The sequence below is a fragment of the Natronosalvus rutilus genome, from assembly GCF_024204665.1.
GTDB lineage: Archaea > Halobacteriota > Halobacteria > Halobacteriales > Natrialbaceae > Natronosalvus > Natronosalvus rutilus.
Genome location: NZ_CP100355.1, coordinates 2,135,647 through 2,151,056 on the forward strand (window position 1 = coordinate 2,135,647; position 15,410 = coordinate 2,151,056).

A 15,410-nucleotide genomic window follows, 5' to 3' on the forward strand; every position below is an offset into this window, starting at 1 on the left:
GGTCACACCACCCGTTCACTCGAGCGACCGCCCCCTCACTCGAAAACCGGTCGTCGGCGTTCCGGGATCGAACTCCTGACGCGCTAGCGCTGAACACATACTTATTTGCCCACTCCCTTCCATCGGAACCGATAGAGCCGAACGGCTCAGATATCATGAACGTCAACGAATTTGTCGATGCGAACGAACCCAGAGAAGGCGGCGAGACCTTTCAACTCGAGAGCGACAAACTCCTGGACATCGACCTCGACGGGTCGGTGATCGCGAAGGCCGGATCGATGATCGCCTACAGCGGCGAGGTCTCGTTCAAAGGAAAGTCCTCCGCCGAGGGCGGCATCAAGGGATTCCTCAAGGAAAAGGCGACGAGCGAGGGAACCCCGGTGATGGAGGCGACCGGCACCGGCCATCTCTACCTCGCAGATCAGGAGAAGAAGATCCAGCTACTCGAACTCGAGGACGGCGAGGAGATTTCGGTCAACGGAGACGACGTGCTCGCGTTCGAATCGAGCGTGAACTACGAGATCCGGACCATCAAGAGCATCGCGGGCTTCTCGGCGGGCGGACTGACGAACGTTTCACTCGTCGGACCGGGTTGCGTCGCGATCACGACCCACGGGTCGCCGCTGGTACTGCGGCCGCCGGTCCGGACCGACCCGAGCGCGACCGTCGCGTGGAGCAGCACGACGCCCGGGAGTCACGTCGACCGGACGCTCTCGAACATGATCGGCCAGTCTTCAGACGAGACCTACCAGCTCGAGTTCACGGGATCGGAGGGATTCGTCGTCGTGCAGCCGTACGAGGAACACGGTCCACAGCAGTAGCAGGCCACGGTATCATCGCGGCGGGTCTCGTAGAGTGGTCGGTACGCGTTACCGTCCGTCTCTCGAGATCCGTTCTATGAACCGACGAATCCTCCTCGCCCTGTCGGCCGCGTTCGCACTGACGCTCCCCTGGGTCGTCGTGGGCGGAGCAACGACCATCCTTCCATGGCTCGCGCCCCGGCTGGGACTCGGGTACCAGGCGCCGACCGTTCTCGCCACGCTCTCGACCCTCGAGACCGTGTTCGTGACGGGACTCGCCGTCCTCGGCTCGGCGTTCCTCCTCGCGTGGGCCGCCGAGACCGCCGAGAAGGACGTCCCACAGGCGTTTGCAATCGCGGTCCTCGCCGTCCTGGCGGTGGCCCCCGAGTACGCCGTCGACGCGCTCTACGCGTGGAACGCAGGTGCATTCGCGGGAACCCCGCGGGGCGCCGAAGCCGGGAACCTCGCCGTCGCAAACATGACCGGTGCGAACCGCATCCTCATCGGCCTCGGCTGGGCCGGCATCGCGCTCTTTACGATCTATCGGACTGGGGCGTCCGACGATCCAGCGGTGCGAAACAGACGCGGCATCCTCTCCGACTCGGTCGTTCTCGACCGCGAAATCGGGCTCGAGGTCGTCTTCCTCCTACTGGCGACCCTGTGGGCGTTCCTCGTGCCGCTCAACGGCGGCATCGACATCCTCGACATGCTGGTCCTGGTCGGACTCTACGTCTGTTACATCGCGGTAATCATCCGGGGCGACGTCGAACCCGACACGGACCACGTCGGCGTTCCCGCGTACCTCCAGCACTTCCCGAAGCGACTCCGGATAGCTACCGTGTTTGGGCTGTTCGCGTACTCTGGGACGATGATCTTCACGGCCGTCGAACCCTTCGCTCACGGCCTCGAGTTCCTGGGCGAGGGGATCGGCATCCCCGCGTTTTTCATGATCCAGTGGATCGCCCCGCTGGCTTCGGAGGCGCCGGAACTCATCGTCGTTGTCTACCTGGTGAACAAGGCGCGCTCGACGGCGGGGTTCAACGCCCTCATCTCCTCGAAGCTCAACCAGTGGACGCTGCTCATCGGGACACTCGTGGTCGTCTACTCGATCGCGCTGGGGCGCTACGGCGTGCTCGCGTTCGACTTCAAGCAGGAGGCCGAAATCTGGCTCACCGCCGCCCAGTCGTTCTTCGCCGTCTCGCTGCTAATCCGGTTCGAAATCTCCGTGACGGAGGCGCTGACGCTGCTCGTGTTGTTCCTCTCGCAGGTTCTGCTCGAGTTCATTATCATCCGAGACTTCGTGACGCTCCCCGTCTCGAGTATCGAACTTTTGCTAGCGTACTCCATCGTCTACATCGTTCTCGGGGTGACGTTGTTCGTCCAGCGTCGTCGAGAATTTTTGATCCTCCTCCGTCGGACTGCGGGGACGATCGGCGAGGCGATGTCCTCCGGTGACGACCGCGCTCACGGCGCCGACGACTGATTCTGTCCCCTTCGTTCAAAGCGTTACACTTCATCCGCTTGTTTTCGACGAGCCGGGAGGCGTCACGTGTCTGGAGGTTCTTCTGTGCACTGGCTTTCAGCATTTCAGTAGCCTGTGCCTCGAGTCTCGAGTGCGAACTTTTCGAAAGTCCCGGGGTCGCTTCGAACCCGGAAAAGGGTCGATATCGCGGTTCCAATCGCCAGCTACCTGTCCGAGAATCGCGTCGTCCGGGCCCGTCCAGGGGAGCGCACTGCGATCAGTCAGCGGCGGAGCCGACGGCGGTCGGCTGGTCCGGCGCCCCCTCGAGCAGGTAGAGGTAGTCGTCCAGGTCGAGCGCGAACGAGTGTGGCTCTCGGAGGTCGATCCAGGAGTACTCGAACTCGAGGCCGACTTCATCACCCTCGCCGGTGACGACGTGGGTGAACTCGTCGGGCGCGTCGTGGACCGTCGCGTGGAAGAAGTGTCTGACGTAGTACTTCGGCGGGGACTCGTACCGGTTCCAGACGTCGCTGGCAACGTGGCTGGTCGGGCCAACCGCGCTGAGGCCGCTCTCCTCGACGATTTCCCGAAAGACGGCCGCTCGAGGTGACTCGCCTGGTTCGATCGTTCCCTTCGGAATCTGCAGTCCGTCGTGCTCGGGGCTCTCGAACGCCAGTAGCTCCGCTTCGTCTCGAGTGATGTACGCGCACGATTTGTGCACGTACGTCGGTGATCGAGTGCCCATTCTATACCACTCAATCACGGTAATACATAAAAAGGTATCACCCAAGGAGTACTAGGGTCATTAAAGGTCTCTTCCGACCGACGAGAGAGACGAGACCGTCGTCCTCGAACGCACCTCGAGTCGTCGGGGCGGGGATCCGATTCGCTTGGCTCGTTCGGCTTACACGACTCGCGGCGCAGTTTCGTCGGTCCGCCCCGGAAGCTCGAGTTCAATCTCGAGTTCGGGGTCGCCCACCCCGTCGAAGTCGATCTCCAGTTCGATTGGTTCGCCGAACGCGAAGGGGAGTTCCCACTCGTCGTCGCTGATCGTGAGTTCGTCGCCCGCCTGGAGTTGTTCGCCCAGGGAGATCAGGAAGGCGCCGACCTCGTCCGCGTCGAGGCGGTACGCCTGTTCGAACTTCCGGCCGCTTCGGATCACCGTTCGTTCGGCGTCGGTTTCGTCTGACGACATGGTGATATCGATTCGGGTCGGATGCGGATAGGGGCGTCGCTCGAGTCAGTGTGACCGTCCAGTAGATTCATCCGGTTGCTCCGACACGAGTACGTATGGGCGTCGATCGAGCGGAACTCCGGAAGGGGCTAGCCGAGACTCAGCGGTTCCTGCTCGCCCACCACCTGCCCTCGGAACGGCACCGGTGTTACTCGCCGGTCGTCTTCGGCCGTCGGGTGGACGTCTGCGCCCGGTGTCTGGGCATCTATCCGGGCATCGTCGCCGGCTTTCTCGCGTATCTGTTCGCTCCGTTGCCAGCGAATCCGACGCTTCTCGTGGCAATCCTCCCCGCACCCGCACTCCTCGACTGGTCCGTGACGACCTTTCGAGAGACCCGCGGGACGAACGCCGGGCGAACGCTGACCGGCGCGCTGCTCGGTTTCGGCTACGGCCTGGGTCTCTCACTCCTGTTCCTCGAGTCGGTGCTGGCGGTGCTCGTCGTCGGTCTCGCTTACGGGCTCCTCGCCGGCCTCTTGCTCTCGTACTCGCTTCGTCGATTCGAGTGAACACCTAGTTATTTATCTCGTGTGTGAGAAGTTTCGCTGACACCTGTCCATGAAACACTGCATCAACTGCGGCGACGAAATCCAGGATCAGGCATCGGTTTGCCCGAGTTGCGGAGTCAATCAATCGATTTCCCTCGAGGGAAGCCACGGGGAACGCGGCGCGAACGAGAAGTACTGCGTCGAGTGCGGGTCACTCATCACCAGACAGGCGGAGATGTGCCCGGAGTGTGGTGCTCGACAGCCCGCGTCGGGTGGCGGGTCGTCCAATTCGGATAAGATCGCTGCCGGCGTCCTCGCGCTGTTGCTCGGCGGAATCGGCGCCCACAAGTTCTACCAGGGGAACATGAAACTCGGCGTGCTGTACCTGTGTTTCTTCTGGACTGGGATTCCGGCAGTCCTCGGACTGATCGAAGGAATCCTCATGCTGATAGCCGACGACGCCGAGTACGAGGAGAAGTGGGCCGACGGAAGTCTGCTGGGTCGATAACGGGTCCAATCGCCGTTCTTCTTGCGAGTACGTCCGCGCCTCGAGACCACCGGCACCCCCACCTTCGTTCATCATCTTCGCCCGCGTAACACCCATATGCCACCCTCGAGCGACGACTCGACCGACACCGGCGATACACGAGCACGAGACGGCGACGCAGCGATCGGAAGCGACCTCGAGCGAGATCGAACGACCATCAGTTCGGTGTTAGGGGACACCTATCGCGGGGAAGTCTCCCGGGAAACGACCTGGCGCTCGCGCCTCGATCAGACGACGACCTGGAGCGTCACCATCATGGCAGCCATCCTGACCTGGGCGTTCTCGAGCGGGGACAATCCACACTACATCATTCTAATCGCAGGGCTAGTAGTTACGATGTTTCTGCTCATCGAAGCCAGACGCTACCGGGATTACGACGTGTATCGCGCTCGCGTCCGCCTCATGCAACAGAATCTGCTGGCGGCGGCGCTCGATCCCGACGCGCCCGTCGACAATCCCGAGTGGCGCGTCGAGTTGAGCGACGATTATCGGCGGCCGACGGTGAAAGTGTCTCTGCTCGAGGCGCTCGCGAACCGACTCCGCCGAATCTATCTGGCGCTGTTCACCGTGCTGGTGCTAGCGTGGGCCTTTCGGATCACGGCGTTCGTCCCGAGCGACACCCGGCTCGAGTCGGCGTCGATCGCTCTCGTCCCTGGAGAAGTGGTCGTCGCCGTTTGCGCCCTTGTGGTACCTGGCCGCCGTCGCCATCGGCCTCTGGCCACGCGGGCGGCAGGCGAAAGGGGAGTTTCGTGAGGGCGATCACGGCGAGTGGAAGTCCGGACGGTAGACGGCTTCTCGATCCCATTGCCACCAAACCCGGGCGACGGTCACTCAGCCGTCTCGACTTCTCTCCGACCCGTGACGCGGTCCGGCACGAGCCGAAAGTCGCGAAACGTCACGTCCTCGGGCGGTCGCTCGAAGACGTCGACGGCCGGAATTTGAACTGCCCACATCCCCTGGACCGCCGCCGATTCGTACGGCGCGTCCGAGATCTCCTCGAGCGACCCGGTCGCCACGACGCTGTGCCACCCGTCGTCGGTCTCCGCGTAGACGACGAACGAGACCGGTCGGTCGAGAACCGCAGCCTTGCCACCGCTGTGTCCCTCCGGGAACGATAGCCGGAAGTAGAAGTGGCCCTCGTCCGCATAGTAGCCGTAGGAAACCGGGATCGAGAACGGCGGTTCCTCGACGGTCGAACCGAACGAGAGAACGCCAGTCCCGCCCCGGTCGAGAAACGAATCGAGGTCCTCGCCACCGAGTTGTACCCAGCGGAGCCCTTGCATGGCGACCGGTACGAGCGTCGGACAAAAATAGGTCGTTCACGAGTGCAGAGACTGTCTCGAGAAACGGATCATTTCCGCTCGAGCGTCCCCGGCGCTTTTTGCTCGTCGTCGTGGTACGCCGTCCGATGGATGTTCGTGGATCGGATTCCGAACGGACGGAGTGCACGCACGACAGACGCGAAGTGCTTCGCTCGCTCGCACTCGGACTGACGGCTCTGGCGGTGCCGTGGCCAGTCAGCGCGCAGGAGGACGGTGGTGCGGACAACGAAACCGAGGACGGCGACGCAAACGAGACGCAAGGAGCGGACAACGGGGAGGGCGATCAGAACGGCGACGGCGGGACGGCTGGCGAATCCGTGACCGTCGAACTCGTCGACTACGCGTACGAACCCGGGACCGAAAGTCCGCTCGAGATTCCGCCCGGGACGCTCGTGGAGTTCGTCTGGATCACCGACAATCACAACGTCGCCGTCGACAGCCAACCCGACGACGCCAGTTGGGACGGATACGAGCCGATCGAGAACGCCGGTTTCGAGTACGAATTCACGTTCGAGACGGAAGGCGAGTACGAGTTCCACTGCGACCCGCACCTCAGTCTCGGTATGGTCGGCACGATCGCCGTCAATCCGGAGGCGTCCATAGGCGGCGATGACGGTGGGGGTGAGGGTATCCCATCCCTCGTCCCCGACCCGGCCGTGACGCTCCTGGTCGCGACCCTCACCTCGCTCGTCGTCGTTATGACGCTGGTCTACGCGTTTCTGAAATACGGGAGCGACCCGAACGAATGATGCCGACGTTCGCTCCTAGCAGATAGACGGGAACCGCTGTCTCTGCGCAAGCACAAGTCGATGACCGACTCGCACCGTCTCGAGCACGTTCGACCGCTCGCCGACAGCCTCGACGAGGCTCGAGTCCTCCACGTCAATGACGGTTTTTGCTTCCCCGATACCTCGAGGCTTACTCGTCTTCTTCGATGCACTGATTCACTCGGACCGCCAAGGGGAACTCGAGCCACGATGCCCGAGACATCCTCGCGCGCCGGCGTCATCATCGCGGGCGGATTTTCGACTCGCTTCCAGGACGGCGACAAGGCGGTCGCCGACCTCGACGGCACCCCGTTGATCGGCCACGTCGCCGACCGACTCGAGGGCGTGACGGACGAACTCGTCGTCAACTGCCGCGCCGAGCAGGTCGACGTCCTCCGGGACGCGCTCGAATCCGAGTCGCGGACGATCCAGGTGGCCGTCGACCAGACGCCCGACCGTGGCCCCCTCGCCGGGATCGCGACGGGTCTCGAGGCGGCGAGCGCTCCCGTTGCAGCGGTCGTGGCGTGTGACATGCCGTTCGTCGAACCGGCGTTGCTCGAGGCGTTGTTCGAGCGACTCGAGAGCGGTGACGCTCGCGAAACAGACGAACAGACGGCGGCCGTCGTCCCGAAGCACCCGGACGGCTGGTTCCAGACGACCCAGGCCGTCTACCGGGCGGAGCCGATGGCCGACGCCTGTCGCGCGGCGCTCGAGGCCGACGAGGGCAAGATCCTGGCCGCACTCGACAGGCTCGAGTGGACCGTCTTCGAGCCAACCGACTGGAAACGATACGCGACGCTCGACTCGTTCGACAGCATCGATACGCGAGCGGACCTCGAGGCGGCACGGGCGCGGTTCTGACCGGCAGAAATTCCGCTCTCGAGCAATCAGGCCACGCGCGGCGGCACGAGCAACACGTTCCCCTTCGCGCGGGCGACGATGTCCTCGGAGACGCTCCCGAGCAGGAGCCGTCGGAGGCGGCTGTGTCCGCGTGAGCCAACGAGGGTCGTCGTCGGCTCGTACTCGGCCTCGACGTCGAGGATTTCGTCAGCCGGGTCGCCCTGCCTGAGTTCGATCCGGGTATCGATTCCCCACTCCTCGAGCTGGTCGGTGAGTTCCTCGAGTCGCTGGCGGGGGTCCTCTCCCTCGGGTAGCCCGGGGTCTTTCGGCGTCTCGACGTGAACGAGGGTCGCCTCCTCAGTCGCGTGCCGGAGATACGAGAACGCGTCGAACGCGCGGTCGGCGTTCTCGGAGAAGTCCGTCGCGTAGAGCATCCGCTGGAACAGGTGTTTGCGGACGATTTCGGGTTCATCGACGCCGCGCTCGATCCGGTTGACGAGCAACGGCGTCTCGCTCGTTCGCGCGAGGTTACGCGCGGTCGACCCGATCACCCGGTTCTCGAGCGGGCTCTTCCCGCGGGAACCGACGATGGTCATGCTCGCACCGATCGTCTCCGCGATACCCCTGATTCGCCGGTGGGGGGTTCCCCGGACGACGTGGCTCTCGACGTCGAAGCCGGCGCCCTCGATGACGTTGCGGTACCGCTCGAGTGCGCGTTCACGCCGCCCCTCGAAGTCCATGCCGGGCATGCCCGCGTGCACGTTCGAGGGGATGACCGTCACCAGGTGAATCTCCTCGATGCCGATCCGGCCGAGGCACTCGAGGCAGGTCTCGGTCTCGATCGTCGCCTCACTGGCGGCTGAAAGGTCGGTTGCCAGGACAGCTTTCATACCGACACTAGGGATCCCCAGATATAATATTGTTTGGTTTATCCAATACCGGCTGGAGGACGTTTCGGGCGTTAATCGCTCGATTCGGCGAGTACAACCGTTCGGTCGACACTGAACAGTACGTTCGATAAGATATTCGTTTACGCGCATGGAGCAGCTACTCTTCGTCGTTCACGATCCCTACCGACGCCTCGAGTCCCTGGCACGGGGGAGGAGAGGGGGATGGCGGTCGTGAGTAGCCAGCGGGCGGTTCCAGCGAACGCGGCGTTTGCGCGGCGACTGTCGAACGAACCCAGGGACACCGGACCAACTATCCTCGTGACGAGGGGTACGTGTCCTCGTCACTGAAGCGCTGATCCGCGCGGGAGACGGTTGGGTCCGCGCTCAACCCTCCCAGCGAAGGCCCTCGTATTCCTGTAACGTATCCGAATATCTCTGTTGGTTAGGCGTGGGATAGGTGGCAGTAATATTGTGCACCAATCCCAAAAGCGTTATAGGCACTTCTGCAGTAGAAGGTGATGAGCAGAAAACCATGATCCGTACACAACCGGAACGCACGAAGAACGGAGGTCGAGACGAATGATCGAGCTCGCCTCCCTATCGGAACCAGTACAGGCAGGCGTCCTCGTGGGAGCCGTCCTCGTCGAGGCGATCGTCCTCTACGGAGGATACGGCTTGCTCGAGCGAGTCGCCGCACCGCCCCTGATCGACGCGATCCAGAACGTCTAACATGGAGGTATTCGGCATCGCGCTCACGATGCTCGTCCTGTTCGTGAGCTTCGGCTTCATGGTCGGCGTCCTGTTCGGCTTCTTCGGGATGGGCGGATCCTTCCTCGTAACGCCGGCGCTCCTGGTCATGGGCTACCCGGCCCGCGTCGCGGTCGGGAGCGGCATGGCGTTCGTCTTCGGGACCGCCGTCATCGCGACGATGAAACATCACGACCTCGGACAGGTCGACTACAAACTCGGTGGGTTGATGATTGTCGGGACGACCGCCGGCATCGAAGTCGGGCGAATCGGGGTCTTCTACCTCGAGGAACTCGGCCTCGCCAGTGGCGTCATCGGCATCACGTACGTCGTGTTGCTGGGCGCCATCGGCCTGTTCGTCACCCGGAACGCGCTGAAGAGTGACGGTAACGATAGCTCGAGCGGCCACCACGACGCCGCCAACGAGGAGATCGACCCGGACGCCATCCCGGACCTCGCGAAGAAGATCCAGTCCTACCACGTGCCCCCGATGATGACCATCGCCGGCGGAATCAAAGTCTCGCTGTGGATGGTTCTCGGCGTCGCGTTCGCCACGGGGCTGTTATCGGGCTTCCTCGGCGTCGGCGGCGGGTTCATCCGCATGCCCGCGATGTTCTATCTGATCGGGGTCCCCGTCCCCGTGGCCGTCGGGACCGACCTGTTCGAGATCGTCTTCTCGGGCGGGATCGGGTCGTTCCTCTACGGCCTCGAGGGCGGCGTCGACCTCTCGATCGTCGCGCCGCTGCTGGCTGGGAGCGCACTCGGCGCCCGCATCGGTTCGGCGGCGACCAGCATCGTCGACGAGGGCGACATCAAGATCTATTTCGGGCTGATGCTCCTGGGTGGATCGGTCGCCGTCGCGTTCCGCCAGGCCGGAGATTACCTCGGCATCGAGGTCTTGAGCACGATCAGTTTCGCGCTAATCTTGCTCTCGGCGTTCATGGTCAGCGGGGCCGTCATCTACAGCACCGTCGCCACGATGCGCCAGAACGCCCGGATCGCTCGTTCGACGGCCGATTAGTCGGGCCTCGAACGCGTTCGATAGGCCCATTTTCGACGTGAGACGGTACTCGAGACCGTCAGCCAGTGGTCTCGAGCGACGCGAAAAACGGTGATCGGATGTCAATCACCAGTACGGACGGAGCGACTCGAGTTAGAGCCTGCGGGGACACTATATTGGATCGTCGGGATCGTGCTCGGTGGCCATTCGGGACGCCTCGGTCGCGTAGCGTTCCCGCTGGTCGGGGTCGTCGACCGACCCGAGGTTGTCGGCGTCGACCTCGAGTGCGGCGGTCGTCTCTCGAGCGTCGGTGAAACTCGTGAGCGCCCGTTCCTTCCGGAAGTATCGTTCGCCGTCCGGCGTCGCGTAGACGAGGATGATGAGGTTCTGTTCGTCGTCGGAGTACGTTCGCTCGACCAGCCAGACTCGAACGCCTTCCTGGTCCACTTCGGACGCCATAACTGGATCCAGGACGCGGATTCCCAAAGCCGTTTGGCAGTCACGTGCCCCTTCGGAAGGGACCACTCCCGTGTGCGCCAGGCGACGCTTGCATGACCATGTGTGGCGTTGATCCGGTTTGGTGTTGTTCGTTCTTGTGATGGCGCTACAACAGCTCCCGCGAGACGACGAGATGAAAGACTGCATCGACAACTGCCTCGAGGCCGCCCAGGTCTGTGAGTGGTGTGCGGACGAGTGTGCCGACCACGGCGAGGAGATGGCCGAGTGCATCCGCCTCTGCCGCGACGTCGCCGACCTGGCAACGTTGCACGCACGATTCATGGCCCGCGATTCGGATTACCACGGCGAACTCGCGTCCATCTGTGCGGACGCTTGCGAGGCCTGTGCCGAGGAGTGCGAACAGCACGACCACGACCACTGTCAGGCCTGTGCGGAGGTCCTTCCGAAGTGTGCGGAATCGTGTCGCGAGATGGCCAGCTAGCATGGCGACACCCCCGCGATCCGAGACGTGGCTCGGGCTCTCCGCACGGTCGAAACCGCTCGTCCAGGCCGGAGCCGCCCTCGGCGTCGGGCTAGGCGGTTTTTTCGACGGCATCGTCCTGCACCAGCTCCTGCAGTGGCACCACATGCTCTCGGCCCGGACCGACACGACCGACCTCGCCGCATTGCGGCTCAACGTCCTCGCCGACGGGCTCTTTCACGTTGCCACCTACGCGTTCACGATCATCGGCATCGTGTTGATCGTCCGCGCGTGGCGACATCCGTACGTCCCGCCCTCGGGTCGAACGCTACTCGGCTCGGTTCTGATGGGCTGGGGGATCTTCAACCTGGCCGAGGGACTCGTCAATCACCACATCCTCCAGATCCACCACGTGTGGCCCGACGGGCCAGCGAGCGTGCTGGTCTTCGACGTCGCGTTCTTGCTCCTGGGCGTGCTCCTGCTCGCGCTCGGGTACGGTATCGCTCGCTCGCACTCGGATGCGGCCGGCGGTACCCGAAGTGAAGCCGCCTGATCGCGGACGCACCGCCGTTTTGACCCCGAACAGAATTTCGGAAAGTGTGCAATCAAAAATACTCGAGATTCGTCCCTTTCGGTCGAGACGCCGCCAATGGTCGTCGACTTAGGGGCGGATCGGCATTTACCTCTATTCCCCTACTCGAGCCCGTGAGCCTGTATTGTGCAATACACACAAAACCTTTAAACACTCTCGACCCATACGATGAGGTGATGTCATCTGATGCATACAGCGGAACCGACCAGACCGCCGACGAACCAGTCTATATTCAGGGCCAGTCCCACTTCGAAGAGGTCGTGAGCGAGAACGACGTCGTTCTCGTCGACTTCTTCGCGACGTGGTGTGGCCCGTGCCAGATGCTCGAGCCGGTGATGGAGCAACTCGCCACGGAGACCGACGCCACTGTCGCGAAGGTCGACGTCGACGATAACCAGCCGCTCGCGGGCAGCTTCGGCGTTCGCGGCGTCCCGACGATCATGGTGTTCGCCGACGGCGAGCAGGTCGAACAGCAGGTCGGCGCACTGCCTGCCGACCGACTCCGCAGCCTGGTCGAGGGATACACGAACGAATGAGCGAGGCGACACGCGATCACGACATCGTCGTCGTCGGCTCCGGCGTCGCTGGCCTCTCGGCGGCCGTCTACGCCGCACGGGCGGACCTCGAGCCGCTCGTTCTCGAGGGCCCCGAACCCGGCGGTCAGCTGACGCTCACGACCGAGGTCGAAAACTTCCTCGGCTTCCCGGAGGGCGTCGGCGGCATGGAACTCATCCAGCGCGGGAAGGAACAGGCCGAGCGATTCGGCGCCGAGTTCACCCACGGCACCGTCGAGGCGGCCCGCCTCGAGGACCGGCCGTTCGAACTCGACCTCTCGAACGGCGAGACGATCCGGACGCGCGCGCTGATCGTCGCCACCGGCGCGAGCGCGCGCTGGGTCGGCGCCGAGAACGAGGACGAGTTGATGGGGTACGGGCTCTCGACATGTGCGACCTGCGACGGTGCCTTCCACCGCGGCGACGACGTGCTCGTCGTCGGGGGCGGTGACAGCGCGATGGAGGAGGCGCTCTTCCTCGCGAAGTTCGCCGAGAGCGTCACGGTCGTCCACCGGCGCGACGAGCTTCGCGCCTCCGACATCATGGCTCGACGCGCTCGCGATCACGAGAAGATTTCGTTCCGCTGGAACGCCGAACTGCTCGCGATCCACGGCGACCGGGACTCGGGCGTCACCGGCGCGACGCTCGTGAGCCACCCCGAGGGTCACCCGATCGAGAAGGTCGCGGCCGGCAAGGACGTCACCGAGGAAACCGTCGACGTCGGCGGCATCTTCTACGGCGTCGGCCACGTCCCGAACACCGACTTCCTCGCGGATACGCCCGTCTCGCTGGACGCAGCGGGCTACCTCGAGACCCACGGCTCGACGACCGAGACCGACGTGCCCGGCGTCTTCGGCGCCGGCGACGTCATGGACCCGCAGTACCGACAGGCGATCACCGCAGCCGGGACCGGAAGCATGGCCGCCCTCGACGCCGAGGCCTGGCTCGAGGAGACGAACGCCGAACTGACAGCGGAACCGGAAGCCCTCACGATCGAGGCCAACGATTAGGGCCTCCGGCGAGTAGACGTACCTACCTTCATGGACTACGAGACCCTTCGCGCGGACATTCCGGCACTCGAGCACGGTATCTACCTGAACACCGGCGCCGGCGGGCCCAGCCCTCGGCCCGTCGTCGAGACGATCGAGTCGTCCCTCGAGTCCCACGAGTACGATGCGCCAACCGGCGAGGGCATGTACGCCGCCGCCGGCTCGAGCCTCGACCGGGCGAAGGCGGCGGTCGCCGACCTGATCGGCGCTCGCGAGACCGAAATCGCGCTCACCCAGAGCACGACCGACGGCATCAACCGCGTTGCCGGCGCGTTCGACTGGGACGAGAGCGACGTCGTCGTCCGCACCGACCTCGAGCACCCGGCGGGTATCCTGCCGTGGCGACGGCTCGAGCGCACGCGCGGCACGGAGGTTCGCGTCCTCAACACTGAAGACGGCCGACTGGATCTCGAGGCCGCGACGGACGCACTCGAGGGCGCGACGCTCCTGGTCGTGAGTTCAATCACCTGGACACACGGAACGCGACTGCCGATCGAGGAACTCGTCGAACTGGCACACGACGCCGGCGCACGGGTGCTCGTCGACGCCGTGCAGTCGCCTGGCCAGACAGCTGTCGACGTCACCGACTGGGGAGCCGATTTCGTCGTCGGCGCCGGTCACAAGTGGCTGCTCGGCCCCTTCGGCGCCGGCTTCCTCTACGTCCGCGAGGGGGCCGAACGCGAGTGCGTCCCAAGTGCGATCGGCTATCGGAGCGTGACTGACGCCGCCGCGCACGACTACGAGTACGCGGCCGGCGCCGGTCGGTTCGAGGTCGGCACGACCAGCCCCGCCCTCTACGATGGCCTGGCGGCAGCGATCGACTATCACCAGGAACTCGGGACGGACGCGGTCGAGTCCCGTATCGCCGACCTCACCGGGTACCTCAAGGACGGCCTCCCGGACTCCGCGTTGCTCAGCCCTCGCGAGTTCGAGTCCGGACTCGTCACGATCGACGTGCCCGATCCGGAGGCGACGGTCGATAGCCTCGCCGAGCAGGACGTCGCCGTTCGGTCGCTCTCGTACCCGGATGGCATCAGAGCGTCAGTTCACGCGTTCAATACGCGGGACGACCTGGACGCGTTGCTCGAGGCGTTGAAACGATAGTTTCAGGAGTGAAAGAGAAGAATCGGAGCCGATCAGGCGCTGGGGTGAGAAAGCAACAGTTCGATCCCGCTGTCGGCTTCGACCGAGATCTGGACGTCGTCGACGCGGTGGCCGTACTCGCTCGTATGCTTGCCCGAGCGGCGGATGCGAAGTTTCTCGTCGAGCATCCCCGCGTCGGTCAGCTTCTCGATTTTACGGTAGGTCGTCGAGAGGGGGACGTCACAGCGCTCGGAGAGTTCGGATGCGGTGAGATACGCGGCGTCCTCATTGAGGGCCTCGAGGATGGTCCGGCAGTCGGCGTCGGTGAGCGCATCGAGAATGGTCTGGACGTCGTCGCCGGTCGTGATCGTCGTCTCGTCGTTTGGGGTGTCGTATCCGAAGGGGCTCGTCGTCGCGGTCAGTGACTGGCTCATACTACTGTAGAGGAACCGATGGCCCTCGAGTGTACACCACCGATATCGTGGGTCATTTATATAGGGTGGCGAAAATAGGCGTTTCGGAGCCTGTGAACGCACCACACGGCCTCGAGTGGCTGTTAGAATGAGGTCGTCTCGCACACGAATCGTCAGTCGTCTTCCGGTGGTCGTTGCCATCGCGGAACTCGAGTCCTGGACTCTGCTCCATCGATGTCGTCAGGAGGCGACGTAGTGGGCGTTCGTCGAGAAAATACGTTCGTCGAGAAATCCGTCGGTCGCGAAAAGAGAAGAGAATAGCGGGCGATCGATGCGTCGACGACGTGCGGTTATTCAGGCGTCGCTTTCGGCCATCTCTTCGAAGTCCGCTCGAGAGACGGTGCTCCCACAGACCACACAGCCGTTCTCGACGAGGGCGTCCCGCATCGACGCGTTGACCGTGATGGTCTGGGCGCACTCGGGACAGACGAAGCGATAGTCCTCACTTGCACTCATTGCTACTAGGTGAGACACCCTCCAGTAATAAGTTGTCCACTCTCGTTCTGAGGTGATGAGAATACCCCGTGACGTCGAGTCTCGACGGTCAGGAATGGTGGTCGCTCTTTATTCTGTTCCCGGTCTTTCTTCAGGTAGCGACGATGATGTCCGACAGATCAAGTGGACTCGAGCGACCGGCGACGACGAG

20 protein-coding genes and 1 pseudogene are annotated in these 15,410 nt (G+C 63.8%); 14 read left to right on the forward strand and 7 right to left on the reverse strand.

Annotation, left to right across the window (positions count from 1 at the left end; genetic code table 11):
• Nucleotides 1-155 precede the first annotated feature (155 nt).
• Together NGM29_RS10210 and NGM29_RS10215 are read left to right on the forward strand one after the other, a co-directional pair.
• The gene (locus NGM29_RS10210; RefSeq protein WP_254155989.1) at nt 156-821 is read left to right on the forward strand and encodes an AIM24 family protein; all 666 of its coding nucleotides are present in this window, start codon (nt 156-158) and stop codon (nt 819-821) included.
• Nucleotides 822-897: 76 nt separating this feature from the next.
• Complete coding sequence (locus NGM29_RS10215; protein ID WP_254155991.1) at nt 898-2,283, forward strand: sodium:calcium antiporter; 1,386 nt, start codon at nt 898-900, stop codon at nt 2,281-2,283.
• A 256-nt stretch (nt 2,284-2,539) separates the two neighbouring features.
• Here the strand turns inward: NGM29_RS10215 and NGM29_RS10220 are convergent, their stop codons facing one another.
• Nucleotides 2,540-3,007 (reverse strand): NUDIX hydrolase, encoded by a 468-nt coding sequence (locus NGM29_RS10220; protein ID WP_254155993.1) that lies wholly within the window; start codon nt 3,005-3,007, stop codon nt 2,540-2,542.
• Between the two features lie 159 nt (nt 3,008-3,166).
• Nucleotides 3,167-3,457, reverse strand: a complete 291-nt coding sequence (locus NGM29_RS10225; protein WP_254155995.1) for an amphi-Trp domain-containing protein — start codon at nt 3,455-3,457, stop codon at nt 3,167-3,169.
• A gap of 95 nt (nt 3,458-3,552) precedes the next feature.
• Here NGM29_RS10225 and NGM29_RS10230 point away from each other — a divergent pair, with 95 nt between their 5' ends.
• The 3 genes and pseudogenes from NGM29_RS10230 to NGM29_RS10240 all read left to right on the forward strand — a co-directional run bounded on the left by NGM29_RS10230 (nt 3,553) and on the right by NGM29_RS10240 (nt 5,315).
• On the forward strand, nt 3,553-4,002 hold the full coding sequence (locus NGM29_RS10230; RefSeq protein ID WP_254155997.1) for a DUF2085 domain-containing protein: 450 nt from the start codon (nt 3,553-3,555) through the stop codon (nt 4,000-4,002).
• Between the two features lie 49 nt (nt 4,003-4,051).
• Nucleotides 4,052-4,489 (forward strand): TM2 domain-containing protein, encoded by a 438-nt coding sequence (locus NGM29_RS10235; RefSeq protein WP_254155999.1) that lies wholly within the window; start codon nt 4,052-4,054, stop codon nt 4,487-4,489.
• 96 nt (nt 4,490-4,585) lie between these two features.
• Nucleotides 4,586-5,315 (forward strand): annotated as a pseudogene (locus tag NGM29_RS10240) (DUF2270 domain-containing protein).
• A 40-nt stretch (nt 5,316-5,355) separates the two neighbouring features.
• On the opposite strand, the gene NGM29_RS10245 reads toward NGM29_RS10240, so the two are convergent.
• The gene (locus NGM29_RS10245) at nt 5,356-5,811 is read right to left on the reverse strand and encodes a pyridoxamine 5'-phosphate oxidase family protein (RefSeq protein ID WP_254156000.1); all 456 of its coding nucleotides are present in this window, start codon (nt 5,809-5,811) and stop codon (nt 5,356-5,358) included.
• Between the two features lie 125 nt (nt 5,812-5,936).
• Here NGM29_RS10245 and NGM29_RS10250 point away from each other — a divergent pair, with 125 nt between their 5' ends.
• Together NGM29_RS10250 and mobA are read left to right on the forward strand one after the other, a co-directional pair.
• Entirely contained in the window at nt 5,937-6,599 is a 663-nt protein-coding gene (locus NGM29_RS10250) for a plastocyanin/azurin family copper-binding protein (protein WP_254156001.1), read from the forward strand.
• Nucleotides 6,600-6,827: 228 nt separating this feature from the next.
• A complete protein-coding gene (gene mobA, locus NGM29_RS10255) occupies nt 6,828-7,478 on the forward strand; it encodes a molybdenum cofactor guanylyltransferase (RefSeq protein WP_254156002.1) in 651 nt (216 codons plus the stop codon).
• A gap of 26 nt (nt 7,479-7,504) precedes the next feature.
• On the opposite strand, the gene NGM29_RS10260 is transcribed toward mobA, so the two are convergent.
• Nucleotides 7,505-8,347, reverse strand: a complete 843-nt coding sequence (locus NGM29_RS10260; RefSeq protein ID WP_254156003.1) for a universal stress protein — start codon at nt 8,345-8,347, stop codon at nt 7,505-7,507.
• Nucleotides 8,348-8,926: 579 nt separating this feature from the next.
• On the opposite strand from NGM29_RS10260, the gene NGM29_RS10265 reads away from it, so the two are divergent.
• Nucleotides 8,927-9,076, forward strand: coding sequence for a DUF7512 family protein (locus NGM29_RS10265; RefSeq protein WP_254156004.1), 150 nt, complete (start codon nt 8,927-8,929; stop codon nt 9,074-9,076).
• A 1-nt stretch (nt 9,077) separates the two neighbouring features.
• A complete protein-coding gene (locus tag NGM29_RS10270; RefSeq protein ID WP_254156005.1) occupies nt 9,078-10,115 on the forward strand; it encodes a sulfite exporter TauE/SafE family protein in 1,038 nt (345 codons plus the stop codon).
• A gap of 150 nt (nt 10,116-10,265) precedes the next feature.
• Here the strand turns inward: NGM29_RS10270 and NGM29_RS10275 are convergent, their stop codons facing one another.
• Nucleotides 10,266-10,553, reverse strand: coding sequence for a DUF7967 family protein (locus NGM29_RS10275; protein WP_254156006.1), 288 nt, complete (start codon nt 10,551-10,553; stop codon nt 10,266-10,268).
• Between the two features lie 139 nt (nt 10,554-10,692).
• Here NGM29_RS10275 and NGM29_RS10280 point away from each other — a divergent pair, with 139 nt between their 5' ends.
• The 5 genes from NGM29_RS10280 to NGM29_RS10300 all read left to right on the forward strand — a co-directional run bounded on the left by NGM29_RS10280 (nt 10,693) and on the right by NGM29_RS10300 (nt 14,312).
• Complete coding sequence (locus NGM29_RS10280) at nt 10,693-11,034, forward strand: four-helix bundle copper-binding protein (protein ID WP_254156007.1); 342 nt, start codon at nt 10,693-10,695, stop codon at nt 11,032-11,034.
• Nucleotide 11,035: 1 nt separating this feature from the next.
• Nucleotides 11,036-11,566: a DUF2243 domain-containing protein gene (locus NGM29_RS10285; RefSeq protein ID WP_254156008.1), complete on the forward strand. Its 531-nt coding sequence runs from the start codon at nt 11,036-11,038 to the stop codon at nt 11,564-11,566.
• Nucleotides 11,567-11,781: 215 nt separating this feature from the next.
• Nucleotides 11,782-12,141 (forward strand): thioredoxin, encoded by a 360-nt coding sequence (gene trxA / locus NGM29_RS10290; RefSeq protein ID WP_253434835.1) that lies wholly within the window; start codon nt 11,782-11,784, stop codon nt 12,139-12,141.
• On the forward strand, nt 12,138-13,169 hold the full coding sequence (locus NGM29_RS10295; RefSeq protein WP_254156009.1) for an NAD(P)/FAD-dependent oxidoreductase: 1,032 nt from the start codon (nt 12,138-12,140) through the stop codon (nt 13,167-13,169). The genes trxA and NGM29_RS10295 overlap by 4 nt, the downstream gene beginning before the upstream one ends.
• A gap of 30 nt (nt 13,170-13,199) precedes the next feature.
• Nucleotides 13,200-14,312: an aminotransferase class V-fold PLP-dependent enzyme gene (locus tag NGM29_RS10300; RefSeq protein ID WP_254156010.1), complete on the forward strand. Its 1,113-nt coding sequence runs from the start codon at nt 13,200-13,202 to the stop codon at nt 14,310-14,312.
• A gap of 32 nt (nt 14,313-14,344) precedes the next feature.
• Here NGM29_RS10300 and NGM29_RS10305 read toward each other — a convergent pair whose 3' ends face one another.
• Both NGM29_RS10305 and NGM29_RS10310 read right to left on the reverse strand, forming a co-directional pair.
• A complete protein-coding gene (locus NGM29_RS10305) occupies nt 14,345-14,725 on the reverse strand; it encodes a winged helix-turn-helix domain-containing protein (RefSeq protein WP_254156011.1) in 381 nt (126 codons plus the stop codon).
• 333 nt (nt 14,726-15,058) lie between these two features.
• Nucleotides 15,059-15,220, reverse strand: a complete 162-nt coding sequence (locus NGM29_RS10310) for a DUF7560 family zinc ribbon protein (RefSeq protein ID WP_254156012.1) — start codon at nt 15,218-15,220, stop codon at nt 15,059-15,061.
• Between the last annotated feature and the right edge of the window lie 190 nt (nt 15,221-15,410).